We start from the raw sequence: 24,879 nt of genomic DNA on the forward strand, positions 1-24,879 counted from the left end.
AGTGATCGCAACAAGGACAAAACCATGAAACTACGTATTCTTCAGCGTCTCTCCGACGCCCGCCAGCGACGCAAAACACGCCGCATCATCACAAACCTGCCAAAGAGCGTCCAACGGGACATCGGCTTGATCGATGGTCTGCCCGATGGGGTGCTCCGCCGATCACGTTAGGAGTTGGCCATGCCACACGCCGACAAACACACACTTATCATTGGGGCCGGTTTGACTGGCCTCTCCACCGCACACATCCTGCGCGACCAGGGCATCCCTGTGACCGTGCTGGATGCATCTGACCGCGTGGCTTGGAACTGGCGGCAGCGCCATCCCGCGCTGCGGTTGAACATTCATCGTAGATTTGTAGCACTACCAGGCAAGCCGGCACCACGTTCAGACGGCGCCTACCTCAAGCGCGATACTCTCATTCAGCACCTCGAAGATTTTGCCTATGATCTTCGCGACTGCATCGAGGCTGGTGTCATCGTCTCCGGGATAGAACGGACTTCAAATGGTTGGCGCGTCGTTGCCGGAAGCCGTTCGTTCGAGGCACCGCATGTCGTCGTGGCAACAGGACGCGACCGAACCCCGCACATCCCAGCCTGGCGAGGTCTTGAGCGTTTTGAGGGGGAAGTGATCCATGCAGCAAACGTAGGCAATTTCTCGCAATACAACGGAAAGAAGGTTCTTGTTGTTGGGGCAGGTAACTCCGGCGGTGACGTGTTGAACCACCTCGCGCGACACAATCCAAAAGATGTGCGGATCTCCATACGCTACGGTCCTGCGATCGTTCCGCAACGCGTGTTCGGATTCCCGCTACACCGCGCAGCCAATCTCTTTGCCGCAATGCCACTTTGGATGGTCGATCCGGCGTTCGCGCTGACGCAGCGCTTGTTCTTTGGCGATCTCAAAAAGTACGGTCTGACCTCTCATTCAATGGGCGGCGGAACGAGGCTCGCCACCGACGGGACGGCGTTCGCCATCGACGACGGTTTTGTTGCAGCAATCAAGAGCGGGCGCTTCAAGGTCGTTGGTGAGATCACTGAGTTTTGGACCGACCGCGTCTCTTTCGATTGCTTCCGCACGTTCGAGCCGGATGTGGTGATCTGTGCGACAGGATACAAAACTGCATTGGAGCCTTTGCTCGGGGGTTTTGATGTCCTCAACCATGCGGGCATCCCAAAGCACCCGATGGGAGAGCCGACGCCAGGTCTGCCAGGTCTATGGTTCAATGGGTTTCGGCCTGAATTCCAAGGCTACTTCCACTCGGCGGCCAAGGGGGCGCATCGAATTGCGTCCGGCATCCTTAAAGACGCCAAGACCGTCAAACCGGCTCATGCTTCGCCACAGCGAAAGCTTGCTGCATAGTCAATGACGAGGTGCTTTGATGATAGCTGTCAGCTTATCGGGGCACCTCACTCACCCAAGGAAATCAACATGACCAAAAGCTCATTCTCCGAAAGCCTGATGTCCATGTCCGACGAGGTTTGGGAACGACATGCCAATCCTTGGAGTGGATGGAGCCGCATCTCCATCCCGCCCCTCTTTGTCGCGGCCGTCTGGAGCCGTGAGTGGATCGGCTGGTGGTCGCTCGCACTCATTGCGCTGGTTTGCATCTGGACTTGGTGGAACCCACGCGCATTTCGAAAATCTGATAACCTAGACAACTGGATGTCGAAAGGAGTCTTTGGTGAGCGTGTATGGATCGCCCGAAAGGCCGATCCTGTGCCTGAACATCACAGGAGGATGCCTCACATTCTGGCAGTAGTTAGTGGATTGGGGTTGCTGCCATTAGGATGGGGCTTGTGGGTACTGGACCCATGGCCCGTGCTTGCTGGAATGATCCTTGTGATGGGCGGCAAGCTCTGGTTCTTGGACCGCATGGTCTGGCTTTTTGAGGACACGGGCGGCCTCAAAGCCAAGCATTAGTCTGTTTGCCTGTGAACGTAGACAAGCGTTGGGTCGTCATCGGGAGCCAGGGCACTTTCATCCAGCAAACAGCCAATACGCTCAGCAAGTCGAATGGACGCCGTGTTCTCGGGGTCAATGTAGCTGACGGCGCGGGTCCAATTGAGATCCCTTAGAACGTGGTTGCGTAATGAAACGACAGCTTCACTGGCAAAACCCTGGCCTTCGTCCTCGGGAGACCAGATCGACCAGGTCAGTTCCTTCTCTGGCCAACCGCTTGGATACCAGGGCCCGGCAGTACCAATGGCGTCGTTTGTATCTTTGCGACAAACCACGAACGGTCCCGTTTGATTCAGCGACCAAGCGCTTTGGACAAGTCTGTATGTTCTAATGTCGTCATGGGACCGATCAAACTACTCGTCTGTTAAGCGTCAACGGAAACCACCGCGATTTCATTCAATTCGCAAGGTTTCGATCGGAAAGCATAGGCTTGGATCGGACAAGACTGCGCACTCTGAGTTCATCGCAGACGGCCCAAAACGGACGGTCAGTTCACAGTTGGGATGCTGCGGTCGCAGCCTGCAAAGCAGACTTTCGCGCCGATAGGGTTCATTATGTTAAAACGGCGGAAACATATTGATCACAAGTAGCAATACTACAATCAGTGGAGGAAGTACGACTTGCAAGCAGGCATACCAGCTATATCGGGAGGCTCCCTTCCAGACATCAAGCATCCCTTCTTTGCTCACTGGGTAGGCCATAGGACCAAGTATTTTTCTTAGGTTTGCCATTCGCCTAGTGTCAGGCAGTTCCTTTGCATAGCGCAATCCCTTTTTCGCACTCAGATAGTTCCTGAGTGGGAGAAGAGTAAAAATCGGCCATAGAGAAATTATCATTATGGATTTGGAGAAAAATCCTACGTTCAACGTAGCTTCTTTTCCTAAGACTTTGACGGAAACCGGCCTCCTCCAACTGTAAGTTTGAAGTGTTCTAGCGGAGATAGTGAATAGTGTTAGGTAAACTAAAATCATTTCGATTGCGAAAGGTGTTAGCTGGAACGGTAGAGGCCAAGAATTCACAATGTTCACTATAGGTTGCGTCGCACCGCGAAATGTACTCACCAATTCGGAAACAAATGCATTTAGCCCTACCTGATAGATTCGAACAAACGCACTCATTAGACTTATTCCCGACAGAAGTGCTCCAACCCATGCTGTCCAAAAACCAAGTATAGAACCAAGACCACCTGGCGGCGGCGGCAGGCTGCGCTCTCTCTCAATCGCCAACATGTCACCAACTCGAATGTCGTTTGGCATGCTTGGTCCCTCTTCAAACTCCTTCAATAATTCAACGAGCGTCCCAAGCTGTTTACCGACTTCCTTTGGGTCTTTTGGCTCATCCATGCATTGTCGTCCGTTTACTTGCTCAGTCGAGAAATAGTTGTGTGAGCGACACCCATGTCTTTAGCAATCGCGCGGCAGCTGTCCCCTTGAGCCATTCGAGCAAGCGCGAGTGTCCGTTGGTGCTCTGTAAGCTTTGGTTTTGGGCCGAATTTTACGCCTCGCGATTTCGCGGCGTCTCTACCTTCGTTCGCACGGCGTGTGATGCGCTCACGCTTATCCTCGGCCAACGCCGAAAGGAAGGCAAGAATGCCCTTACCCGTCGGCGTAGTCAGATCGAGCCATGGTTTGTCTAGCACCTTGACTGTCGCGCAGCGGTCAGCAACACGTTGAATGATGGTAATGCCGTCCATCATCGACCGGGTGGCTCGGTCCCATTCTGCGATCACAAACACGTCTTCCGCCCCAAGAGCATCAATAGCCTTTTCGAGCTATGGGCGGCCCTTCACTGTCTTGGCTGTCGCCTTTTCTCGGAAGATACGTTCTGCGCCAGCCGCGTTTAGCGCTCCAATCTGGCGGTCGAGACTTTGGGCTCGGGTCGATACTCTAGCATAGCCGATCTTCATGTTGATAGGGTATCAGATTGAGACGAAATGCGCACCTGATTTATGCACCATGTCTATAACCTTGTTTTGTGGGGTTGGTGGGCGTGGTGCAGAAATCATGACTTACGCTCCAAACAGTTCGACGAGTTGTTTGTGATACTAGGTTTGGCAAGTACTAGCCGACTTTTTCCGACCGACAGGCGATTTTGAGCCTCAATTGCTGGTACGCCCTTGTTTACGCAATACTTTGAATACCACTTCTCGCCACGACGCTCGATCAGTTGCCACAAGCCGGGCACAGGTCGCCCGAGAAGTGCGAGGACTGTGAACACGACGCCGATTACAGCCACTAGCTTAGAACCCCAGTCCACCACCGGCGGCAGCGATGACGGATCCCAAAATACTCCAAATGTTGCGAGGATGCCCGCTGCGGCCAAAACCGCTCCGCCCAGCACCTGATAGCGGCCTATCCACTTGTTGGCATATTCGATGCCTGCCTGCATCACGGTCTCATGACGTGATGTGACCGATGCAAGGCGCCTTGCATCTTCCTCCCTTAAACGCTCCAACTCGGCCAGCCGCGCCTCCACATCGGCGGTCCTCCGGGCTTCTTCATCGAGCCTTGCTTCATATTCGGCTTCGGTTTCTTTCTGCGTCTTTTTGTTCTCGGCGCGCAGTTGACGAATTTTCTTGTCTTTCTCTGACAGCTTCGCGTCCGTTTCGTCGCGAACGACCTTGATGGCAGCATCTAGCATTCCGTCCAGAAGCTCTTGGTCTCGTTCAGGATCAAACGGCGCAGACGAGCCGCGTGCGGTGTCCATTAGGTAGCTGACCGCGCGGTTGTCCTGCAAAAGCAGTTCAAATTGCTCCACCTTTTCGGGGGTGAACTTGGCAACCTGCTGCCGGGCATTTTCAATCACGTCTTTTCGGACCCTGAGGACGCGTTCGCATTGTGCCAACATGTGCGATGTTGGCAGTTTCTCCGAGTTCTCGAACCCAGTTCGGAGCCAAGCGATTGTCGCCAAGTCTCGGGTATCGACGACGGGGCCGCATTGTGTTTCGCGTACCAATTGAGACTGCAAGCAGTATTCCCGCGCTTTCCTGACCAGCTTCTCGTTCGAGGAAATGAAGACATGGCTGTTTTGCAGCGGATCGTTCTTGTGCCTGCCATGGCGCATCCGCATGATGGCTGTCACGGCGAACGCATCATGCTCGCGAGCAAGTGGGTTATCCCAAGACAGGAACGAGTAGACGTCGGTATTTCGTTCGGAATCGAAGTACTTTTGATCATTGGGGAAGGCGTCTAGCGAGTAATCCCTGACATTCACACCGAACTTTTCTGCGGCTGCCTCAATGTCTGAAGCAACAGTTTGCACGTAGGCTCGGTCAACCTCTCCCTTTATAGCCGCCGTGTGGGTGCGACCGTGACGATCCGAGGGCGAAGCCTTCAAGTAGGACGAGAGGACGCGTTCTGCCTCGCGGCAGCTTTCGCTGAAGACCTGAATGCGACAACCAATTGACCTCAATGCATCAACAATCGTTCTTGCTTCCTCTTGAAGGGCTGCACCGCTTGTCCCGACAAGGCCAAGTAGCATTGGCCCGTCGAGAAAGAATGTTGTTTCGCTTGTTGTTTCCAGTGCAGAGGGCTTGCGAAAATCCTCAACTAATTCAGCCAACAGGCCTGCCGCGACAAAAAGGCTGAGTTTTTCGGCTAGTTCCGGCTGTTCCTTTGAAAGCCATTGTACAAAGCGCGCACAGGCGTGGGTTTCCGACTGCGACAGAACCGAAACGTCATTTGTTAATTCTTGAAGGGCGCTGCGTTCCCCGTTGGCAATGTCTCCTGACCTTAAGGAGGCAGAAATTTCATTGTTCGAATAGGCGTCGAGCGATATAAGAAAGCGGACGAGTAGGTCGCCCAACTGCTCAGGGGTCAATTGCCTGTAGATGAGATCGCCAGAAACAAGGTCGAACTCCCCGAACAACTCGGTGACTTGATCGAATGAATCTTGGATCGACATTTCAACGTCGGCAGCTAGCTCCGGGCTTGGCTGCGCAACGAAAATCGTCTGGCCGTTCTTTTGCTCCTCGACTAGGTGCCCTTGCGCAACTAGTCGCTCAACGAAGACATGCCCGACTGACTCCGTGAGGTTCCACCCGTAGATGAGTTTAGCGGCTTTCGCCAGCAATGATGCGGTGATCGGCTTTCCGTGAAGCTTGTCGAGAATGGGGACGTAGAAGTAGCAAAGGGCGTCCATGACGTCCGAATTCTCATCGTCGCGAAACGCAGAAAGAACCGCGTTTACTCTTACCGCTGCTGGACCGACTGTCATCATTTCAAACTTATGGTTGTATCGCGGTCGCCAACGTACTGTTCTTGCGTCCAAGAGTCGAATAAACACAGGGTTTAGGCGTTATGTCTGCAAATTGTTGTCCAACAGTCTCGTCGGTCGATTTGTTGTTAGTGGAAGGTTATGACCGCACCCCGCAGACGCATAAGCCCCTTGTGTATGAAAACTTGTCTTCTCAGATCAAAATGAACGTCAGCTTTGACGTTCGAGCCTTTATCGGCTTGCCACCGCAGCGAACTTCCGCTTTCCGCCCTTTTTGCGGAAAACTGCTCTTCGCTCTCGTTCACACTAAAGCCTAGACAGCGCGCCAATTCGCCCTGAAACTGGATCAAAGCCAGCAAATGGAAGAACTATGCTTAATAAATGGAAAGAATATGATGAATGCACCATGAGTGATGTGGTGGAGCCTAGGGGAGTCGAACCCCTGACCTCTTGCATGCCATGCAAGCGCTCTCCCAACTGAGCTAAGGCCCCATCCGGCGCAACGTCCTGTTGCGAGGTGCTGTCTATGCAGCGGGTCGGGCGAGATCAAGAGTAAATCTCGCCCGCACCTTTCAATTACTCGTCGTCACCCGTGGCCACATCGGCCAATTCGTCCAGCGAGACGGTATCGTCGTCATCATCATCTTCGAGCACATCATCGCCCAGATCGACGTCGTCGCCGTCATCGTCGTCATCAAGGACCAGATCGTCCTCTTCGGCGACCTCTTTGATCTTCTTGCTTTGCGCGTCCTCGGCATCCGCCACCATGGTTCGGGTCTTGGACGTGTCCACCGTAACCTCGTTACCTGTGTAAGGGCTGATGATCGGGGTGGCGTTCAGGTCGTAAAAGCGCTTGCCGGTTTCGGGGCAAAGACGTTTTGTACCCCATTCTTCCTTTGGCATGGGCTATCCCTTCGAAATCTTGCACGGACCCTTGCGGGTGATCGGTGCCAACTGCCATAAGCAGGGGGCTGTGTCAAAGCCTTTGGCACATGGAAATACGAGTAGCTGGATATGGGCCGTCACACGCTTGAAGGCAACCCCCCGATTGAGGTCAATCTGCGGAAATCGACCCGCGCGCGACGCCTGTCGTTACGTATTTCGCGGCTTGATGGGCGGGTGACGTTGACCTTGCCGCGCTTTACTGCCGAACGGGAGGGGATCGCCTTTCTGAAAGCGAAAGAGGCGTGGTTGCGCACCCATCTGCATGATGTTGCGCCTCCCTCGGCGGTTGCGGTCGGCACAGAGTTGATGGTGCGCGGGCAGCTGCTCCCGGTTGTGACCGGCGATGCGAAGCGCGTTCAGATCACGACATCCGAGATCTGTGTGCCGGATCAGGCGACTGCCGCGGTGCGCATCAAGGCTCAGCTAAGGCATTTGGCGCGTGACGCGTTGGCGGCGGCTTCGGACCGGTATGCGGCTAAGGTCGGTCGTCATTACACGCGGTTGACACTGCGCGATACAAGGTCGCGTTGGGGCTCGTGTTCCAGCAACGGCACGTTGATGTATTCTTGGCGCCTGATTATGGCACCACCCGATGTGCTTGACTACGTGGCGGCCCACGAGGTGGCGCATCTTGTTGAGATGAACCACTCACCGGCATATTGGGATGTCGTGGGGGCGCTTTACCCTGACTATGAACGTCCGCGCCAGTGGCTGCGCGACAATGGCGACCAATTGCATCGCTTCCGCTTCGACAATTGACCACCCTCCGGTTTGTGATCACAATTGCCGCATGATGATCCAGCCGCGCCCGATTGACCCGACCACCGCCGCGCATGAGCGGGTCTATCGCGCCTTGCGGACGCGCATCCTGCATGGCGAGATTGCACCGGGCGAGGCCCTTACCCTGCGCGGGATTGGCGAGACTTATGACGTGTCGATGACGCCTGCGCGTGAAGCTGTGCGGCGGCTTGTGGCGGAAGGGGCACTGTTCCTTTCATCGTCCGGTCGTGTCTCGGCGCCGACCTTGTCAAATGACAGGATTGAGGAATTGGCAAGTCTGCGCGCCCTGCTCGAACCGGAGCTCGCCTCACGCGCCTTGCCACGGGCGCACTTTGCCCTGATCGAACGGCTTGAAGCGACCAACCAGGGTGTCAGCCAGATGATCGCCCGCCATGATGCGACGGGTTACATCCGCATGAATCTCGAATTTCACCGCACGCTCTATCTGCGCGCGCAGGCACCCGCGATGCTCGCTATTGCTGAGACGGTTTGGTTGCAACTAGGGCCGACAATGCGGGCACTTTATGGGCGGCTGAACCGGACCGAGCCGCCCTATCACCACAAGCTGATCATCAGCGCGCTCAAAGCAGGTGATGAGCCGGGCCTGCGCCTTGCGGTGCGCACGGATGCCACGCAAGGCCTCAGGATGTTGAAGGGGTAGGTGGGAACCGGTCGAGGTCGATCATAGCGTTCTTTAGCACCCGGCGAAAATCCTCGCCGGGCATGCCGAGGCCATGTGCGAGTTCAGTTGCAAAGGCATATTGACCCGGCAGCATGCGCCCATTTGCCATGCCCACATAAAGCACCCCTTGCATCATGATGTCTTTTTCGCGGTCGCGCAATCCGCGACCAAAATCGATGTAATCCTGTGCATCAAGGCCGGGATCGAGATGATCGGCGATCCGGATGATGTCCTGTGGCTGATAATTGCGGCGGGTCAGGCGCCGCGCCGCCTGCGCCACAATCGCGATATCGTTTGACGCCATGACACCGGCCGCACTGCCTGCGTAACACATCGTTGTCAGGATCCGGCTGGATGCCTTGGCGCGGAGTGGTCCGCGCAGATCATAGCCCAACAGCGATTTGATGCGGCGGATGATCACGGCAATGAGTGCGAGGCCAATCGCCGCCCAGAGGCCGTAATTCTGCACATTACGGGTCAGATCGTTGCGCGCGCGCGCCGGGATATCTGTCGCGATCAGTTCGAGCGACTGTGCGGTGATCATCTGCTCTTCAGTGAACGGACGCAATGGTTCTGACACGCAGCCATCGTCAGCCAAAGCATATCCGGTAATGTCACTGGTGAGCGTCAAGCCGAGGATCTTGAGGTCACGGGTCACGTAACAAAGCGACATCGTATTCACGTCCGGGCCGGGAATCGTTGTGTCGGCCACGAACTCTAGGCCGTCAAAATACCCGGTATCATTCGTGAACGCATGCGCTGGGTAGGAGATCAGGGCCAGAAACAACGTTAATAGAATGCGCGCTCTCATGGGCTTCTCGGATCGGAGTACTCGGTATCGCGCCGAAACAACCCTAGAATTGTGGCGCACTTGTGTTTGACTGGGACCTTGTCTGCGGCAATTTCCGCGTGGACAGTGAATTGGTAGCAATTTGGCAACAGTTTCTTGGTCGAAATTATTAAGTATTTGTTAACGCGTTAATCTTTGAAGACGTAGTTGTGGTCCCAAGCGGTCAAAATGAGGGGTTCTTTGCCGGGAAGACCCTCAACATGCGGGCCCTCCGACGATCGCTTGGTTGTCCGTTTGGGTCAGACGTGAATAGCCCCATCGCCACAGGCCAGCGCTGCCTCGCGCACGGCTTCAGAATAGGTGGGATGCGCGTGACAGGTGCGGGCGAGGTCTTCGGCGGCGGCACCAAACTCCATCGCCACGCAGATCTCATGGATCAGGTCACCGGCCATAGGTCCGATAATATGCGCGCCCAAAATGCGGTCGGTGCTTGCGTCAGCGAGGATTTTGACAAAGCCGTCGCCTGCAAAATTGGCCTTCGCACGGGCATTTCCCAAAAACGGGAACTTGCCGACCTTGTAGGCGCGCCCTTGTTCTTTCAGGCTTTCTTCGGTTTCGCCCACATTGGCGACCTCGGGATGGGTGTAGATCACGCCTGGGATCACACCGTAATTCACATGGGGGTGCTGACCAGCGATGCCTTCGGCAACGGCCATGCCCTCATCCTCGGCCTTATGGGCCAGCATTGGCCCCGCGATCGCATCGCCGATGGCGTAGATGCCGGGGAGGCTGGTGGCAAATTTCGTATCCGTCTTGATCTGGCCACGCTCTGACATCGCAACGCCCAGCGCGTCAAGACCGAGCCCATCGGTATAGGGCTTCCGGCCCGTAGCGACGAGGACGGTATCCGCGGTCATCTGATGCTCGCTCTCATCCTTGCGCAACTTGTAGGTCACGGTCGCCTTGCTGCCCTTGACCGCAACATTCTGCACCGCCGCACCCAGGGTGAATTTCAGCCCCTGCTTCATCAGCATCTTCTGAAATTGCCGCGCGATCTCGGCATCCATGCCCGGCGTGATTGCGTCGAGGAACTCAATCACCTCAACCTCGGCCCCCAAACGCGCATAAACCGAGCCTAGTTCCAGCCCGATCACACCGGCGCCGATCACCACCAGCTTCTTGGGGATTTTGGTCAGTTCCAGCGCACCGGTTGACGTGACAACCGTCTTTTCGTCCACTTCAACACCAGGTAATGACGACGGCTCTGACCCGGATGCGATCACGATATGCTTGGCCTCATGCACGTCGTCACCCACCTGCACCTTGCCTGCCTCAGGGATCGAGGCCCATCCCTTGATCCAGTCGATCTTGTTCTTTTTGAAAAGAAATTCGACGCCGCCCGTATTCTGGCCGATGGTCTGTTCTTTATAGGCGAGCATCTGTTTCCAATCGACCGAGGGCGCCTTGCCCTTCAGGCCCATCGTCGCGAAATTGTGCTCGGCCTCATGCAACAGATGCGTCGCATGCAGCATCGCTTTGGACGGGATACAGCCCACATTCAGGCAGGTTCCGCCCAGCGTTTCGCGGCCCTCAACGCAGGCGACTTTCATCCCCAATTGCGCGCAGCGGATGGCGCAGACATAGCCGCCGGGGCCGGCACCGATTACGATGACATCATAGCTGGACATGGGGTCTCCTTTAGTCATGCAGAACGCGTACAGAACCTGTTAGGGATGCTGTACGTACAAAGTGTCATATCAGGGCTGAGAGTATCATCAGCAAGGTTGAGAGGAACCCCACCATCCAAATCAGCGTCCGCCAGGGGGAGAGGCCGAAATAGTAGGCGGGGACATAAAGGATGCGGGCACCTAGGTAGGTCCAGGCACACGCGGCGCTGAACCCGGTCCCCTTGTCGCCGAGCGTGATCACAACGACGGCAATGGTGAAGAGGATCAGCCCTTCGAAATGGTTGTTCATCGCGCGCTGCAGGCGGCCCGCACCGCCGGTCAGGTCTATCTTCTGATCCCGCGGACTCATCGCCTTTTTCGGACCGACCTGCAGGTTGGCCGCGATGGAATAGAGCGTGAACTGGACAGCCTGCAAGATGGCGGAAAGGGCGAGGACGGTGAGTTCGGGGGTCATTGTGTTAACTCAGTATTGGTTGAGTTTGATTGATGGTCTTCGAGAACCTTGTCCAGCGCGTCAAATGTACTCGTCGATGATAGCTTCACCAAATAGGCCGTGACCCCCCCGACTACGCCATAGAGTGGTGCAATCCATGCCGGAGGATCGGTTGACTCCAGAAAAGGTTCTTGAAGTACAGTGTCTAGACCAGTGATTGAAGCGAGCATGGAAGCAGCGAGCGAAAGATAGAGAAGTCCCATAAAACCGGAAGCCAGTTCATACTTCGCGTTTGCGTCCCTCAACAACTCAAGCAGAACTGGGTTTCCCAAGCTTCCGATGTTGTATGCTCTTTCGACACGGCCGAGCTCTCTGTGACTTTTTGTCAGGCTTATTGATCCCAACATGGTGCAAACAGCACCGATCACCATTGACAGCATAATGATCAGCACGACGATGGGGATAGTGCCTGCAGTAAGGCTTTCCATTGCCAGATGCCCAGGACTCCAAGCGCTTGGGAACAAGCTCAATTCTCCAAGAATCGTGAGAAACAGTATGCCGAAGCCAAGTCGGCTTAAGCTGTTTGTCCAATTTCTTGACGCGTCGAACGCAGACTGGAAGACCAATTTACAAATCCATCAACAACCGCCGTGGGTCCTCCAGCGCCTCCTTTACGCGAACGAGGAACGTCACCGCGCCTTTGCCATCGACGATCCGGTGGTCGTAGGACAAAGCGAGGTACATCATCGGACGGATCACCACCTGCCCGCCGATGGCCATGGGCCGGTCCTGGATTTTGTGCATGCCCAAGATGCCCGATTGCGGCGGGTTCAGGATGGGCGACGACATAAGGGAGCCGTAGACGCCGCCGTTAGAGATCGTGAAGGTGCCGCCTTGCATTTCGGCCATGCTCAGCTTGCCGTCGCGTGCCTTCGCGCCCTTTTCGGCGATTGCCTTTTCGATGGCGGCGAATGACATCGCATCCGCATCGTTGATCACCGGCACCACGAGGCCCGTGGGCGTGCCTGCCGCGATGCCCATGTTGACGTAGTTCTTGTAGACGATGTCAGTGCCGTTGATTTCGGCGTTGACCTCTGGCACTTCTTTCAGCGCGTGGCAGCAGGCTTTGGTGAAGAAGGACATGAAGCCGAGCTTCACGCCGTGCTTCTGCAGGAACAGGTCCTTGTATTCGTTGCGCAGCGCCATGACCTCGGTCATGTCGACCTCGTTATAGGTCGTCAGCATGGCCGCCGTGTTCTGGCTGTCTTTCAGGCGCTTGGCGATGGTCTGGCGCAGGCGGGTCATCTTGACCCGCTCTTCACGGTCCGCCTGTTCGGCTGGGACCGGTGCGCGCGGGGCCGGGGCAGGGGCGGGCGCGGCTGATGAGAGCGCGTTCAGCACATCCTCTTTCATCACGCGACCATCCTTGCCGGTGCCTTGGACGTCGGAGAGGTTGTTTTCGGCCATCAACTTGTTGGCCGAAGGGGCATTCTCGACATCCGTGCGCGTGGTGGCGGGCGCAGGTGCCGGGGCGGCGGCGGGTGTTTCTGCCGCTTTGGGTGCGTCGGCTTTCGGGGCGGGGGCCGCGTCGCCCTCGGCGATCTGGGCGAGCAGGGCGTCAACACCCACGGTTTCACCTTCGGCGGCAACGATTTCCGACAGGGTGCCAGCCACCGGGCTGGGCACCTCCACGGTCACTTTATCGGTTTCCAGCTCACACAGCATTTCGTCCACCGCCACGGCATCGCCGGGCTGTTTGAACCAGGTTGCGACGGTCGCCTCGGTGACGGATTCGCCAAGGGTGGGGACGCGGACTTCGGTGCTCATTACTTCTTTCCTTCGATGGTCAGGGCGTCATTCACGAGCGCCGTTTGCTCTGCTTTGTGTTTGCTGGCGAGGCCGGTCGCGGGCGAGGCGGCGGCCGCGCGACCTGCGTAGATGGGCCGCGTGTGTTTGGCTTTGGTCCGGGTCAGGACCCATTCAATATTCGGCTCCATAAAGGACCATGGCCCCTGGTTCTTGGGCTCTTCCTGACACCAGACCATTTCGGCGTTCTTGAACCGTTCAAGCTCATTGACCGCCGATTGGGCGGGGAATGGGTAGAACTGTTCAAACCGGAGGATGTAGATGTCGTCGATCCCCCGCGCGTCCCGCTCTTCCAAGAGGTCGTAATAGACCTTGCCGGAACACATCACGACCCGCTTGATCTTGTCATCGGCCACCAGTTTTGTGTCGGAATTGCCCTGTTCGGCATCATCCCAGAGGACCCGGTGGAAGCTGGAGCCGGTTGTGAATTCGGCGCGTTTGGAAACGGCCAGTTTGTGCCGCAAGAGCGATTTCGGCGTCATCAGGATCAGCGGTTTGCGGAAGGTGCGGTGCAGCTGACGCCGGAGCAGGTGGAAATAGTTCGCGGGTGTCGTGCAGTTGGCCACGATCCAGTTATCGCCGCCGCACATGGTCAGGAACCGTTCCAGCCGGGCTGAGGAGTGTTCCGGTCCTTGCCCTTCGTACCCGTGGGGCAGCAGGCAGACGAGGCCCGACATACGCAGCCATTTCGATTCACCAGACGAGATGAACTGATCGAACATGATCTGGGCACCATTGGCGAAATCGCCAAATTGCGCCTCCCACAGGGTCAACGCGTTGGGTTCGGCGAGTGAATAGCCGTATTCGAAACCCAGTACCGCATATTCTGACAGCATCGAGTCGATGACTTCGTAATGCGCCTGTCCGTCGCGAATGTGGTTGAGCGGGTAGTACCGTTCTTCGGTATCCTGATTGATCAGGCCGGAATGGCGCTGGCTGAACGTCCCACGGGTCGAGTCCTGCCCGGCAAGCCGCACGCGGTAGCCTTCTGTCAGGAGTGAGCCGAAGGCGAGCGCTTCACCCGTCGCCCAGTCGATCCCTTCGCCACTGTCGAACATCTTCGCCTTGGTATCCAGAAGCCGCGCGACGGTTTTGTGCAATGCGAAACCTTCCGGCGCTTTTGTCAGCGCCTGGCCCACAGCGTTGAACGTCGCCTCTTCGATGGCCGTCACGCCGCGCTGGTAATCCTCTTCCTTGCGGTCGAGATGCGACCATTTCCCATCCAGCCAATCGGCCTTGTTGGGTTTGTAGGTTTTGCCCGCCTCAAACTCATCATTCAGATGCGCCTGGAACGCGGCTTTCATATCCTCGATCTCGCCTTCGGGGATCAGCCCGTCGCTGACCAGCCGCTCCGTGTACAATGTCAGCGTTGTCTTATGCTTCTTGATCTTCTTGTACATGATCGGGTTGGTGAACATCGGCTCATCGCCTTCGTTATGGCCAAACCGGCGGTAGCAGATGATGTCGAGCACCACGTCCTTGTGGAATTTCTGCCGGAACTCCGTGGCGACGCGCGCGGCATGCACCACGGCCTCTGGATCGTCGCCATTGACGTGGAAAATCGGCGCCTCGACCATCAGGGCGATATCGGTGGGGTAGGGGCTGGACCGGCTGAAATGCGGGGCGGTGGTAAAGCCGATCTGGTTGTTGACGACGATATGCATCGTGCCGCCGGTGCGATGCCCGCGCAGACCGGACAGGCCAAAGCCTTCTGCGACAACACCCTGGCCCGCAAAGGCCGCATCGCCGTGAAGCAGGACGCCCATGACCTTGGTGCGGTCGGTGTCGTTCAACTGGTCCTGCTTGGCCCGCACTTTGCCGAGGACCACAGGGTTCACGGCCTCCAGGTGGCTTGGGTTGGCGGTCAGCGACAGGTGCACGTTATTGCCGTCAAATGCGCGGTCAGAGGACGCGCCAAGGTGGTATTTCACATCGCCAGAGCCATCCACCTCTTCAGGTTTGAACGACCCGCCCTGGAATTCGTTAAAGATGGCGCGATAGGGCTTTTCCATCACATTGGCGAGGACGGACAAACGGCCCCGGTGGGGCATGCCGATCACGATATCCTCAAGCCCCAGCTGGCCGCCGCGTTTGATGATCTGCTCCATCGCGGGGATCAGGCTTTCGCCACCATCAAGGCCAAAGCGTTTGGTGCCCATGTATTTGACATGCAGGAACTTTTCGAAACCTTCGGCCTCGACGAGGCTGTTCAGGATCGCCTTGCGCCCTTCCTTGGTGAACGCGATTTCCTTGCCGTAGCCTTCGATCCGCTCTTTCAGCCAACCGGCCTCTTCAGGGTTGGAGATATGCATGTATTGCAGCGCGAAAGTGCCGCAATAGGTGCGCCGAACAATGGCAATGATCTCGTTCATCGTCGCCATTTCGAGGCCGAGGACGTTGTCTATGAAAATCGGCCGGTCCATATCGGCGTCGGTGAAACCGTAGGATTTCGGATCAAGCTCTGGATGGGGCGTATTGGCACGCATCCCCAGCGGGTCGAGCTCGGCGATCAGGTGACCCCGGATCCGGTAGGCCCGGATGATCATCAGCGCGCGGATGCTGTCGAGCACGGCGTGCCGCACCTGCTCCTCGGTCAGGTTCACACCTTTTTCGGCAGCCTTGTCCTTGATCTTCTTCGCCGCCGCTTCCGGCTCCGCAGGCCATTGCCCATCAAGAGCTGCCGTAAGGTCATCCGCTGGCTGCGGCGGCCAATCCATGCGCGCCCAGGACGGCCCCGCCGCCTCGGCCTTCGCCTCCATCGGCGCATCACCGAGCGAGCGGAAGAAGGCCTGCCATTGCTCATCTACCGCGCCGGGGTTGTCGGCATAGCGGGCGTAGAGCTGTTCAACATATTCAGCATTGTGCCCCTGCAGGAAGGATGAGGCGTGGAAGACGTCGTTTGGGGATTGTTCGGTCATTGGGGGACCTCGTTGGGGTTGGGGCCGAAACGGTTCTCATGAAAGTCAGATTTCTTCAGTGTCGTGAACAAGAAACCTCCGCCCACGACGACGAGTGCAGCGACGAGCAGCGCAGTGTACATGCCTTGTGTTGGCACCAGCTTTAGAAGGAATACGACAGTCGCAAATCCTAAAAACAAAACAACAAAAATCCGGCTTCCATCGATGTTAATATCATGAGCTCGTCGCACGAACGCGGAAACGAAGGGAAGAGTGAATAGCGCCGTGTATATGTTCACCCACCACGGAGCATCAGTGCTTAAACTGAGATTGAAACCGAAGTGCAGCGTGAGCTTGCCAGCTTCCTGGTTATTCCAATTAAACAAGATCGAATGAACAATAGATATAAAGAGTATGAACCACCAAAACTCTGCTCTAGAAGCACGACTTGAGAAGTCGAAAGACTTCGTAAAGCAGGATTTCGTGGCCTTAATCAGTCCCATCATGAGGGTCCTGTTTGATGTCCCGGGTCAGGCCCGGGACTGCGTTGCATTATTTGCGAAGTCCCGCACTTGATCCGGGACCTCGGTGTCTTCTCAGCCAATCGCCTCCAGCACAGCTTCACCAAGCGTTGCGGGGCTATCCGCCACGACGATCCCAGCGGATTTCATGGCTTCAATCTTGCTTTCCGCGTCGCCTTTGCCGCCTGCGACGATGGCGCCGGCATGGCCCATGCGGCGGCCGGGAGGGGCGGTGCGGCCGGCGATGAAACCGGCGACGGGTTTCCAGCGGCCTTTCTTCTTCTGTTCGGCGAGGAATGCGGCGGCTTCTTCTTCAGCCGTGCCCCCGATCTCACCGATCATGATGATCGATTGGGTTTCGTCATCGTCGAGGAACATGTCGAGCACGTCGATATGTTCGGTCCCCTTGATTGGGTCGCCGCCGATGCCGACGGCCGTAGACTGGCCGAGGCCGCTGTCAGAGGTCTGCTTGACCGCCTCGTAGGTCAGCGTACCAGAGCGGGAGACGACGCCGACCGAGCCGCGTTTGTGGATATGGCCGGGCATGATCCCGATCTTGCAGGCATCGGGCGTGATGACACCGGGGCAGTTGGGGCCAATCAGGCGGCTGGCAGAGCCTTCGAGCGCCTTTTTCACGCGCATCATGTCGAGGACGGGGATGCCTTCGGTGATGCAGATGATCAGCTCCATCTCGGCATCAATCGCCTCAAGGATCGAATCCGCCGCGAAGGGTGGGGGGACGTAAATGACCGATGCGTTCGCCTCGGTCTTCGCCTTCGCCTCATGGACGGAGTTGAAGACGGGCAGGTCCAGATGCGTCGTGCCGCCCTTGCCGGGTGTCACGCCGCCCACCATCTTGGTGCCATAGGCGATGGCCTGTTCGGAATGGAACGTGCCTTGCGAGCCGGTGAGGCCCTGGCAGATGACTTTGGTGTTTTCGTTTACGAGGATTGCCATTTTTTCCCTTTATTCTTTGAAGACGGTGAAAGATGCAAATCCACCGGAAGAAGTGTGCATGAACACGTAAGGCTCACCACTGATTATCATTTGCGCCACGCCTCGACGATGCTGCAGACTTAGCGAACGGAAGAAGTCATCTCGTCCGCCATAATTTGTTGCCAAGCGCTCTCTTACGACAATGCACTCAAAGGACCTGGCGGGATGTGTATTGATTTGAATCGTCAAGTTATCGGTGACGGCGGTTCCTTGACCGAGAAACTCAAAACCGGCCTTTTCTGCATCGGTTCGTGCTGCGTCTGGATCGTCTAGATTACGCATGCACAATGAATGAAAAGCGTCGATGGCTCGTTCGTTTGCTAGGTCTGCCACGTCTTGAGCGGAAACGTGGTTCTCAGATTGCGCGGGCGTTGTCCAACTGAGAAGCAGCATTGCCGCTAATGTCGGGAAACGTAGTGTCATCCCTTCACTGCTTTCACAATCTTCTGCGCCCCATCCTTCAAATCATCCGCCGCAATCACGTCGAGGCCGGAATTGTTGATGATGTCTTTGCCCTGCTGCACATTCGTCCCTTCAAGACGCACGACGAGGGGGACTTGCAGGCCGACCTCTTTCACCGCAGCCACAACGCCTTCGGCGATGACGTCGCAGCGCATGATGCCGCCGAAGATGTTCACGAGGATGCCTTTGACGTTGGGGTCAGAGGTGATGATCTTGAACGCCTCGGTCACCTTTTCCTTGGTCGCCCCGCCGCCCACGTCGAGGAAGTTGGCAGGCTCGGCCCCGTAAAGCTTGATGATGTCCATCGTCGCCATGGCGAGGCCTGCGCCGTTGACCATGCAGCCGATCTCGCCGTCAAGCGCGATGTAGTTGAGGTCGAATTTCGAGGCGGCGAGTTCCTTTGGGTCTTCTTCGGTCTCGTCGCGCAGGGCGGCCACATCGGCGTGGCGGTAGACGGCGTTGCCGTCGAAGGCGACCTTGGCGTCCAGCACCTTCAGATCACCGCCATCGGTCACGATCAGCGGGTTGATCTCCAGCATCTCCATGTCCTTCTCAACGAAGGCGGTATAAAGCTGGCCCATCAGTTTCACGCATTGCTTGACCTGATTGCCCGTCAAACCCAGCGCAAAGGCCACGCGCCGTCCGTGATAGGGCTGGTAGCCGGTGGCGGGGTCGACGGTGAAGTTCAGGATCTTATCCGGGGTTTCGGCAGCGACTTCCTCAATATCCATCCCGCCCTCGGTCGAGCAGACAAAGCCGATGCGGCTGGTCTGGCGGTCAACGAGCAGGGCGAGGTACATCTCGGTCTCGATGCCTGAGCCATCCTCGATATAGATTCGGTTGACTTGCTTACCTGCGGGGCCGGTCTGATGGGTGACCAGTGTGCGGCCAAGCATCCTTTTGGCCTCTTCGGCGGCCTCGGTGGCCGATTTCGCGAGGCGCACGCCGCCTGCATCGCCTGCATCAGTCTCTTTGAACTTACCCTTGCCGCGTCCGCCTGCGTGGATCTGCGCCTTCACAACCCAAAGCGGGCCATCCAGTTCACCCGCGGCGGTTTTCGCATCTTCGGCTTTCAAAACCGGACGACCGTCGGACACAGGCGCGCCATAGCTGCGCAGCAAGGCTTTCGCCTGGTATTCGTGAATGTTCATAAGGCAATCCCAATTCGGCTACATTTCCCCTGGGTTAGATCATAGAAAAACCCGCGCTTCTAAGGGAAAAATCCTGATCGGGCGAATAATCGTACATTTGTGATCACAGATTTTTTTTGTGTGATCACAAATGTATGACTGGTTAATTTGAATCAGCTTTCGTCCGTTTTCTTAGATTCGGCAGGGTGCTATGCATGTGCAATGAAGGCACAGACTTGCAGTTGGGCGGTCGTTGCGACCCTGGATGAACCACCGACACTCGTTGCGGCCTTTGTGGCATGGCATTTGTCGCTGGGCGCGGCAGAGATGCATCTCTATTTTGACAGGCCGGATGACCCCGCGGCCGATCTGGTGGCCGCCATTCCGCAGGTGCGGGTGACGCGTTGCGATGCTACCTATTGGAAGACAATGGGCAAGCGACGGCCCGACAAGCATCAATTGCGGCAGGTCCTGAATGCGCGTGACGCATTTGCCGCGACCCAGGAAGACTGGCTGCTGCATTGCGATGGCGATGAGTTCTTGTGGCCGGAGGCATCGGTTGCAGCAAGTCTGGATAGGGCGGGAGCGGGAGCTCAATGCCTGATCACCCCGGTGGCCGAGAGGTTCTATGTGACTGACAGCGCTGACGCGTCCATTTTCGCAGGTTCGTTCCGGCGGCCATTTGCGGGCAATCCGGACATGGGGCGGGCCCTGTTCGGTCGTGGCTATGCGATGACACAGCGGGGGCTGACCGGCCATGCGATTGGCAAGAGCTTTCTGCGGCGCGGCGCGAAGGCAACCCCGTCAATCCACCGGCCAAAGCAAAAGGGCGCGGACTTTCGGTCAGAACAGGCAAATGGTCTGACGCTTTTGCATTTCGACGGGCTGACACCCGCGCATTGGGCTTTCAAAATCCTGCGCAAGGCTGATGCGGTGGCCAATCACGGTGGCATGCCAGCGACTCGGCATCGCCAACGGCAGATCAACGCGGTCCTGGCCGCGGCGCAGGAAGTTATGGCCATACATGACCGGCTCAAACGCCCGGATGCGATGGCGCAGCAGCATCTGGCGGACCGCGCGCTGCTCCTCGATCCTGATTTTGCACCAGAGGGGGCGATGCAGGCGCTTTGGCCTGATCTCGACTTTGACCTCTCGCCAAAGCAGTTCGATGCGTGGCTGCATCTGCGCAGGCCAACTCTTTTTCGCCAGTTTGGGCTGAATGCCAGTGATTGATGCGATGCCGCCAGCCCGCTAACCTGCCCAAAAGACCCAAAGAGGATGACGAGCGTGCGCAAACTGATATTGGCAATGGTTGGAGCTTTGGGCCTGATGGCCTGTGCAAGCAGCGGTGGGATTCTGCCCGAAGACGCCGCGGAGATTAGCGAAAACCGGGTGAACAGCTTTCTTTCACCCACGGGCGACCGCTACGACATGCGGACCTATGTCGTGTCGGGCGACGAGCGGTTTTACATCACCGTCAGTCCAAGCCAAAGATCGCTGACTTTCGGGCAAGACCAGCGGCGTGCCAGCTCTGCCGCAGCCGCCTATATCCAATCGCGTGGATGCACCCGCAACCTCAGCCGTTTGACCAGTCAGGATCGCTATGACAGCGCCAATCAGGTCTGGACCATCGTGATCAGCTGCTAAAAAAGGGGGGCACCCGTGGGGTGCCCCTCGCGCGCTTTCGGGGCGTTTAACCCAGGCTGCTGTCGATGCCCTTACAGGCCTCGACCAGGCCTTTGACCGCGTCGACGGATTTGTCGAACATCGCCTGTTCGTCCTTGTTCATCTTGATCTCGACGGTGCGCTCAATCCCGCCCGCGCCGATGATGGTTGGCACGCCCACGTAGAATCCGTTCAGGCCGTAAGCGCCATCCACATGCGCCGCACAAGGCAGCAGGCGCTTTTGGTCTTTGAGGTATGCTTCGGCCATTTCGATGGCGGAAGTGGCCGGGGCGTAGAAAGCAGAGCCGGTTTTCAGAAGGCCCACAATCTCGGCACCGCCATCACGCGTGCGCTGCACGATAGCGTCGAGCTTTTCCTGGCTGGTCCAGCCCATCTCCACCAGATCAGGCAGCGGGATGCCTGCGACGGTGGAGTAACGCGTCAGTGGAACCATCGTGTCGCCATGGCCGCCCAGTACAAAGGCGGTCACATCCCGCATGGAGACGTCGAATTCTTCAGCGAGGAAATGGCGGAAACGGGCGCTGTCCAGCACCCCTGCCATGCCACAGACCTTTTCAGTGGGCAGACCGGAGAACTCGCGCAACGCCCAGACCATCGCATCAAGCGGGTTGGTGATGCAGATCACGAACGCGTTTGGCGCATGAGCGGCGATGCCTTCGCCGACCGATTTCATGACTTTCAGGTTGATGCCCAAAAGATCGTCCCGGCTCATCCCCGGCTTGCGTGGCACACCGGCGGTCACGATGCAGACATCGGCGCCAGCGATATCGGCGTAATCGTTGGTGCCTTTGAAGCTGCCATCGAATTTCGCGGCAGGGCCGGATTCGGCGATATCAAGCGCCTTGCCTTGCGGAATGCCTTCGGCGATGTCGAAAAGCACAACGTCGCCAAGCTCTTTGACGGCAGCGAGATGCGCAAGCGTGCCGCCGATCTGTCCGGCGCCGATAAGGGCAATCTTGGGTCTGGCCATGAAATGGATCCTTTGGTGGTTTGGATTTGGCGCTTTGGGTAAGGGTTTGCGCGGGCCCGTGCAAGGGTGCTGCGACGCGGCGCAAAGGGGACGCGGCATGGCCAAACCGGGCCCGACGCGCTACCGAAAGCGGAAGGCGGGATAAGGCAGGTGCGCTAGGTGGTTGAATTTGGGTGGGAATTTTTTGCGGTGGGCATCCCTGCCATTATCTTTGGCGGGATATCCAAGGCCGGATTCGGCTCAGGTGCTGCATTTGCGGCAGGGGCGATTCTGGCACTTATCGTGCCTCCGGGCCTCGCACTTGGGATCGTTCTGCCGCTTTTCATGCTGGTGGATGCGGCGACGTTGCGCCCCTATTGGGGCAAGTGGCATTGGCCATCCGCAAAGGGGCTGATGATCGGCGCCGTGCCGGGCTGCATCATCGCGGCATGGCTCTACACGGCAGTGGAGGCTGACGTCTTTCGACTACTGATCGGGGTGATTTGCCTTGCTTTTGTCGCTTTTCAACTCAGCCGGGCGCTGGGCTGGCTGCAGGTGCGGGTGATGCCGTTCTCGCGACCCGTCGCGTGGTTCGCGGGCCTTGTCAGCGGCTTCACCAGCTTTGTTAGCCATGCAGGCGGCCCGCCTGCGGCGGTATTCCTGCTGTCGCAGGGCCTGAGAAAAACGGCCTATCAGGCGACAACAGTCGTCGTCTTCTGGGCCGTGAACTGGATGAAGGCGGTCCCCTACGCCTTTCTGGGCATCTTCAGTTGGGAGAGCCTGATGGGCAGCCTCGTTCTGGCACCCTTTGCCCTTTTGGGAACATGGCTGGGCCTCAAGGCCCATCATATCGTCAGTGAGCGGGTGTTCTTCGGACTGACTTACGTGCTGCTCATCATCACAGGTCTACGCCTGATTTCAGTCGCCATCTCATAGAAGGGCCGCCAAAACTGGCAACCCCATGTCCATCATGCGCCGTTATCGTCGACGGGCAGCGGTTCGTTGACATGCTGATAGGCCTGGCCCGCAGCCACAAGACATGTGGGGCCGCCGGGGCGGGTGATTGTGATGGTCCATGTGCCGGTTTCGGACGAGGCGAACATTTCAACCATGGAATTGTCGCTACCCAAGCCGATGGATTGCCGGCTTTCGCCGTACCGTTCGGCCAGCCGTTCGACCACCTGCGCATGGGCGGCACAATTGCGGGTTTGCGCGTTGACCTGACCAGCCGCCAGCATCATGGCACCAAAGCCAAAGGACATCAGAAAAAGATTACGTTTCATATTCTACACCTTATTGCGATTGGGGGACCGCGGCTGATCTTCCGTCGCAGTCGGGCAAGTAGAGAAATTGTCCGTCCAACCTGACGTAAATTGGTTAATACACCGTGACGGAGGGGAAATGCTGCGCCGCGGCGTTTCTGGCTTGAATGATCTGGGAAATTCTGGCCATCTCCGCGCAATAATATTTCAAGGAGGATTCGATGCAAAATCGCCCCTATCGCTCCGCACTTTACATCCCCGGCTCAAAAGATCGGGCGCTTGATAAGGCGCGCGGCTTGCCTGTGGATGTGATCCTGTTTGATCTTGAAGACGCGGTGGCGCCCGACGCCAAGATCGCCGCGCGCGATACGCTGCATGCAGCACTTTCGGATGGCGGTTACGGGCAAAGGCTGCGGATCGTGCGGATCAATGGGTTGGATACGGAATGGGGCCGCGCGGACGCAGCAGCCGTGGCGGCGATGGATTGTGATGCGATCCTCTTGCCCAAGGTGAACGGCACCGAAGACGTCGACGCGCTCGCCGCTTTCGTTCCCGACATGCCGATCTGGGCGATGATGGAGACCCCCCAAGGCATCCTGAACACAGCCCAAATCGCAAATCATCCCCGGATTGCGGGTTTTGTCCTCGGCACCAACGATCTCGCAAAGGATCTGAATTCGCGGACGCGCGCCGCCCTCACCACCTCCCTACAGATCTGCGTCCTTGCAGCGCGCGCGGCGGGTATCGTGGCGCTCGACGGGGTCTACAACGCCTTCAAGGATGAGGACGGCCTGCGCGCCGAATGCATAGAAGGGCGCGATATGGGTTTTGACGGCAAGACGCTGATCCACCCAGCGCAGGTCGCCATCACCAATGAGATTTTCGGGCCCACTGCGGAGGAAATCGACCTCGCCCGCCGTCAGATCGCGGCGTTTGAGGCGGCAGAGGCCGAAGGGCAGGGGGTGGCCGTCGTCGACGGACGCATCGTTGAGAACTTGCATATCGTGACCGCGCGGGCGACTTTGGCGAAAGCTGAAGCCATCGCTGCGCTGGAGACAACATGACCACACTCATCGCCGGTGTCGCCCTTTGGTGGGCGGCGCATTTGTTCAAACGACTGGCCCCGGCGGCACGCGCCAAGCTGGGCGAACCGGGCAAGGGGATTTTTGCGGTCCTGATAGTGATCAGCGTTGTGCTGATGGTGCTGGGCTATCGCGCGGCGGATGGGCCGGTTTATTGGGGTCGTGACCCGATGTGGGTGGGCATCAACAACCTCTTGATGCTGCTTGCCTTCTATTTCTACGCAGCCAGCGGCGCAAAAGGCGCCAAAATCTGGCTTGGCACCAAGGTGCGGCATCCGCAACTGACCGGCTTTTCGATCTGGGCCGTCGCGCATCTCTTGGTCAATGGCGATCTGCCGTCATTCGTGCTGTTCGGCGGGCTTTTGTCTTGGGCCATTGTCGAGGTTCTTCTGATCAACATACAAGACGGCCCGTGGGAACGCCCCCCGCGCGCACCTTTCAAGAAAGAGGTGGTGGCGATTGTCATCACGCTTGTCATTTACGCCGTTGTGATGGGCATTCATTATGCGCTGGGCGTCACACCATGGGGATAA

At 57.5% G+C, this 24,879-nt stretch carries 26 protein-coding genes, 1 tRNA gene and 1 pseudogene; 10 read left to right on the forward strand and 18 right to left on the reverse strand.

Annotated features, from left to right (window positions below):
- Positions 1-24 precede the first annotated feature (24 nt).
- The 3 genes from SLH49_RS03170 (at position 25) to SLH49_RS03180 (ending at position 1,923) form a co-directional block, all read left to right on the forward strand.
- A complete protein-coding gene (locus SLH49_RS03170) occupies positions 25-171 on the forward strand; it encodes a hypothetical protein (protein WP_320267721.1) in 147 nt (48 codons plus the stop codon).
- A 9-nt stretch (positions 172-180) separates the two neighbouring features.
- The gene (locus SLH49_RS03175) at positions 181-1,362 is read left to right on the forward strand and encodes an NAD(P)/FAD-dependent oxidoreductase (protein ID WP_320267722.1); all 1,182 of its coding nucleotides are present in this window, start codon (positions 181-183) and stop codon (positions 1,360-1,362) included.
- Positions 1,363-1,431: 69 nt separating this feature from the next.
- On the forward strand, positions 1,432-1,923 hold the full coding sequence (locus SLH49_RS03180) for a DUF6653 family protein (protein ID WP_320267723.1): 492 nt from the start codon (positions 1,432-1,434) through the stop codon (positions 1,921-1,923).
- Here SLH49_RS03180 and SLH49_RS22310 read toward each other — a convergent pair.
- The 6 genes and pseudogenes from SLH49_RS22310 to SLH49_RS03205 all read right to left on the reverse strand — a co-directional run bounded on the left by SLH49_RS22310 (position 1,920) and on the right by SLH49_RS03205 (position 7,080).
- Entirely contained in the window at positions 1,920-2,294 is a 375-nt protein-coding gene (locus tag SLH49_RS22310; RefSeq protein ID WP_413785272.1) for a GNAT family N-acetyltransferase, read from the reverse strand. The genes SLH49_RS03180 and SLH49_RS22310 overlap by 4 nt on opposite strands.
- 225 nt (positions 2,295-2,519) lie before the next feature.
- The gene (locus SLH49_RS03185) at positions 2,520-3,305 is read right to left on the reverse strand and encodes a hypothetical protein (RefSeq protein ID WP_320267724.1); all 786 of its coding nucleotides are present in this window, start codon (positions 3,303-3,305) and stop codon (positions 2,520-2,522) included.
- 14 nt (positions 3,306-3,319) lie between these two features.
- Positions 3,320-3,868 (reverse strand): annotated as a pseudogene (locus tag SLH49_RS03190) (recombinase family protein).
- A 95-nt stretch (positions 3,869-3,963) separates the two neighbouring features.
- A complete protein-coding gene (locus SLH49_RS03195; RefSeq protein ID WP_320267725.1) occupies positions 3,964-6,180 on the reverse strand; it encodes a hypothetical protein in 2,217 nt (738 codons plus the stop codon).
- A gap of 413 nt (positions 6,181-6,593) precedes the next feature.
- Positions 6,594-6,669: transfer RNA gene (locus SLH49_RS03200), tRNA-Ala, on the reverse strand.
- Between the two features lie 84 nt (positions 6,670-6,753).
- Entirely contained in the window at positions 6,754-7,080 is a 327-nt protein-coding gene (locus tag SLH49_RS03205; protein ID WP_320267726.1) for a TIGR02300 family protein, read from the reverse strand.
- 111 nt (positions 7,081-7,191) lie between these two features.
- Here SLH49_RS03205 and SLH49_RS03210 point away from each other — a divergent pair, with 111 nt between their 5' ends.
- Complete coding sequence (locus SLH49_RS03210; protein WP_320267727.1) at positions 7,192-7,881, forward strand: SprT family zinc-dependent metalloprotease; 690 nt, start codon at positions 7,192-7,194, stop codon at positions 7,879-7,881.
- 31 nt (positions 7,882-7,912) lie between these two features.
- Positions 7,913-8,563 (forward strand): GntR family transcriptional regulator, encoded by a 651-nt coding sequence (locus SLH49_RS03215; RefSeq protein WP_320238356.1) that lies wholly within the window; start codon positions 7,913-7,915, stop codon positions 8,561-8,563.
- On the opposite strand, the gene SLH49_RS03220 is transcribed toward SLH49_RS03215, so the two are convergent.
- From SLH49_RS03220 to sucC, 10 genes are all read right to left on the reverse strand, one after another.
- Positions 8,544-9,395 carry a TerB family tellurite resistance protein gene (locus tag SLH49_RS03220; protein ID WP_320267728.1) on the reverse strand — a complete coding sequence of 284 codons (852 nt, stop codon included), beginning with the start codon at positions 9,393-9,395 and terminating at the stop codon, positions 8,544-8,546. The genes SLH49_RS03215 and SLH49_RS03220 overlap by 20 nt on opposite strands.
- A 278-nt stretch (positions 9,396-9,673) precedes the next feature.
- Complete coding sequence (gene lpdA / locus SLH49_RS03225) at positions 9,674-11,062, reverse strand: dihydrolipoyl dehydrogenase (protein ID WP_320267729.1); 1,389 nt, start codon at positions 11,060-11,062, stop codon at positions 9,674-9,676.
- A 64-nt stretch (positions 11,063-11,126) separates the two neighbouring features.
- Complete coding sequence (locus SLH49_RS03230) at positions 11,127-11,516, reverse strand: MAPEG family protein (RefSeq protein ID WP_320267730.1); 390 nt, start codon at positions 11,514-11,516, stop codon at positions 11,127-11,129.
- The gene (locus tag SLH49_RS03235; protein ID WP_320267731.1) at positions 11,513-11,983 is read right to left on the reverse strand and encodes a hypothetical protein; all 471 of its coding nucleotides are present in this window, start codon (positions 11,981-11,983) and stop codon (positions 11,513-11,515) included. The genes SLH49_RS03230 and SLH49_RS03235 overlap by 4 nt, the downstream gene beginning before the upstream one ends.
- A gap of 139 nt (positions 11,984-12,122) precedes the next feature.
- On the reverse strand, positions 12,123-13,322 hold the full coding sequence (odhB, locus tag SLH49_RS03240) for a 2-oxoglutarate dehydrogenase complex dihydrolipoyllysine-residue succinyltransferase (RefSeq protein ID WP_320267732.1): 1,200 nt from the start codon (positions 13,320-13,322) through the stop codon (positions 12,123-12,125).
- Positions 13,322-16,279, reverse strand: coding sequence for a 2-oxoglutarate dehydrogenase E1 component (locus SLH49_RS03245; RefSeq protein ID WP_320267733.1), 2,958 nt, complete (start codon positions 16,277-16,279; stop codon positions 13,322-13,324). The genes odhB and SLH49_RS03245 overlap by 1 nt, the downstream gene beginning before the upstream one ends.
- On the reverse strand, positions 16,276-16,764 hold the full coding sequence (locus SLH49_RS03250) for a DUF805 domain-containing protein (protein WP_320267734.1): 489 nt from the start codon (positions 16,762-16,764) through the stop codon (positions 16,276-16,278). Before SLH49_RS03250 ends, SLH49_RS03245 begins: the two co-directional genes overlap by 4 nt.
- 90 nt (positions 16,765-16,854) lie before the next feature.
- The gene (gene sucD / locus SLH49_RS03255) at positions 16,855-17,736 is read right to left on the reverse strand and encodes a succinate--CoA ligase subunit alpha (protein ID WP_320267735.1); all 882 of its coding nucleotides are present in this window, start codon (positions 17,734-17,736) and stop codon (positions 16,855-16,857) included.
- A 9-nt stretch (positions 17,737-17,745) separates the two neighbouring features.
- A complete protein-coding gene (locus SLH49_RS03260; protein ID WP_320267736.1) occupies positions 17,746-18,198 on the reverse strand; it encodes a hypothetical protein in 453 nt (150 codons plus the stop codon).
- Positions 18,195-19,388 carry an ADP-forming succinate--CoA ligase subunit beta gene (sucC, locus tag SLH49_RS03265; protein ID WP_320267737.1) on the reverse strand — a complete coding sequence of 398 codons (1,194 nt, stop codon included), beginning with the start codon at positions 19,386-19,388 and terminating at the stop codon, positions 18,195-18,197. The genes SLH49_RS03260 and sucC overlap by 4 nt, the downstream gene beginning before the upstream one ends.
- 201 nt (positions 19,389-19,589) lie before the next feature.
- Between sucC and SLH49_RS03270 the strand changes: the two genes are divergently transcribed.
- Positions 19,590-20,600 (forward strand): glycosyltransferase family 2 protein, encoded by a 1,011-nt coding sequence (locus tag SLH49_RS03270; RefSeq protein WP_320267738.1) that lies wholly within the window; start codon positions 19,590-19,592, stop codon positions 20,598-20,600.
- Between the two features lie 54 nt (positions 20,601-20,654).
- Positions 20,655-21,014 carry a hypothetical protein gene (locus SLH49_RS03275; protein ID WP_320267739.1) on the forward strand — a complete coding sequence of 120 codons (360 nt, stop codon included), beginning with the start codon at positions 20,655-20,657 and terminating at the stop codon, positions 21,012-21,014.
- Between the two features lie 46 nt (positions 21,015-21,060).
- On the opposite strand, the gene mdh is transcribed toward SLH49_RS03275, so the two are convergent.
- Complete coding sequence (gene mdh / locus SLH49_RS03280) at positions 21,061-22,023, reverse strand: malate dehydrogenase (protein WP_320267740.1); 963 nt, start codon at positions 22,021-22,023, stop codon at positions 21,061-21,063.
- Between the two features lie 159 nt (positions 22,024-22,182).
- On the opposite strand from mdh, the gene SLH49_RS03285 reads away from it, so the two are divergent.
- Positions 22,183-22,938, forward strand: coding sequence for a sulfite exporter TauE/SafE family protein (locus SLH49_RS03285; RefSeq protein WP_320267741.1), 756 nt, complete (start codon positions 22,183-22,185; stop codon positions 22,936-22,938).
- A 32-nt stretch (positions 22,939-22,970) separates the two neighbouring features.
- On the opposite strand, the gene SLH49_RS03290 is transcribed toward SLH49_RS03285, so the two are convergent.
- Positions 22,971-23,285 (reverse strand): hypothetical protein, encoded by a 315-nt coding sequence (locus tag SLH49_RS03290; protein WP_320238340.1) that lies wholly within the window; start codon positions 23,283-23,285, stop codon positions 22,971-22,973.
- Positions 23,286-23,485: 200 nt separating this feature from the next.
- Between SLH49_RS03290 and SLH49_RS03295 the strand changes: the two genes are divergently transcribed.
- Positions 23,486-24,328, forward strand: a complete 843-nt coding sequence (locus tag SLH49_RS03295; protein ID WP_320267742.1) for a CoA ester lyase — start codon at positions 23,486-23,488, stop codon at positions 24,326-24,328.
- On the forward strand, positions 24,325-24,879 hold the full coding sequence (locus SLH49_RS03300; RefSeq protein WP_320267743.1) for an NnrU family protein: 555 nt from the start codon (positions 24,325-24,327) through the stop codon (positions 24,877-24,879). The genes SLH49_RS03295 and SLH49_RS03300 overlap by 4 nt, the downstream gene beginning before the upstream one ends.

The sequence above is a fragment of the Cognatiyoonia sp. IB215446 genome, assembly GCF_033963825.1.
Taxonomy (GTDB): domain Bacteria; phylum Pseudomonadota; class Alphaproteobacteria; order Rhodobacterales; family Rhodobacteraceae; genus Yoonia.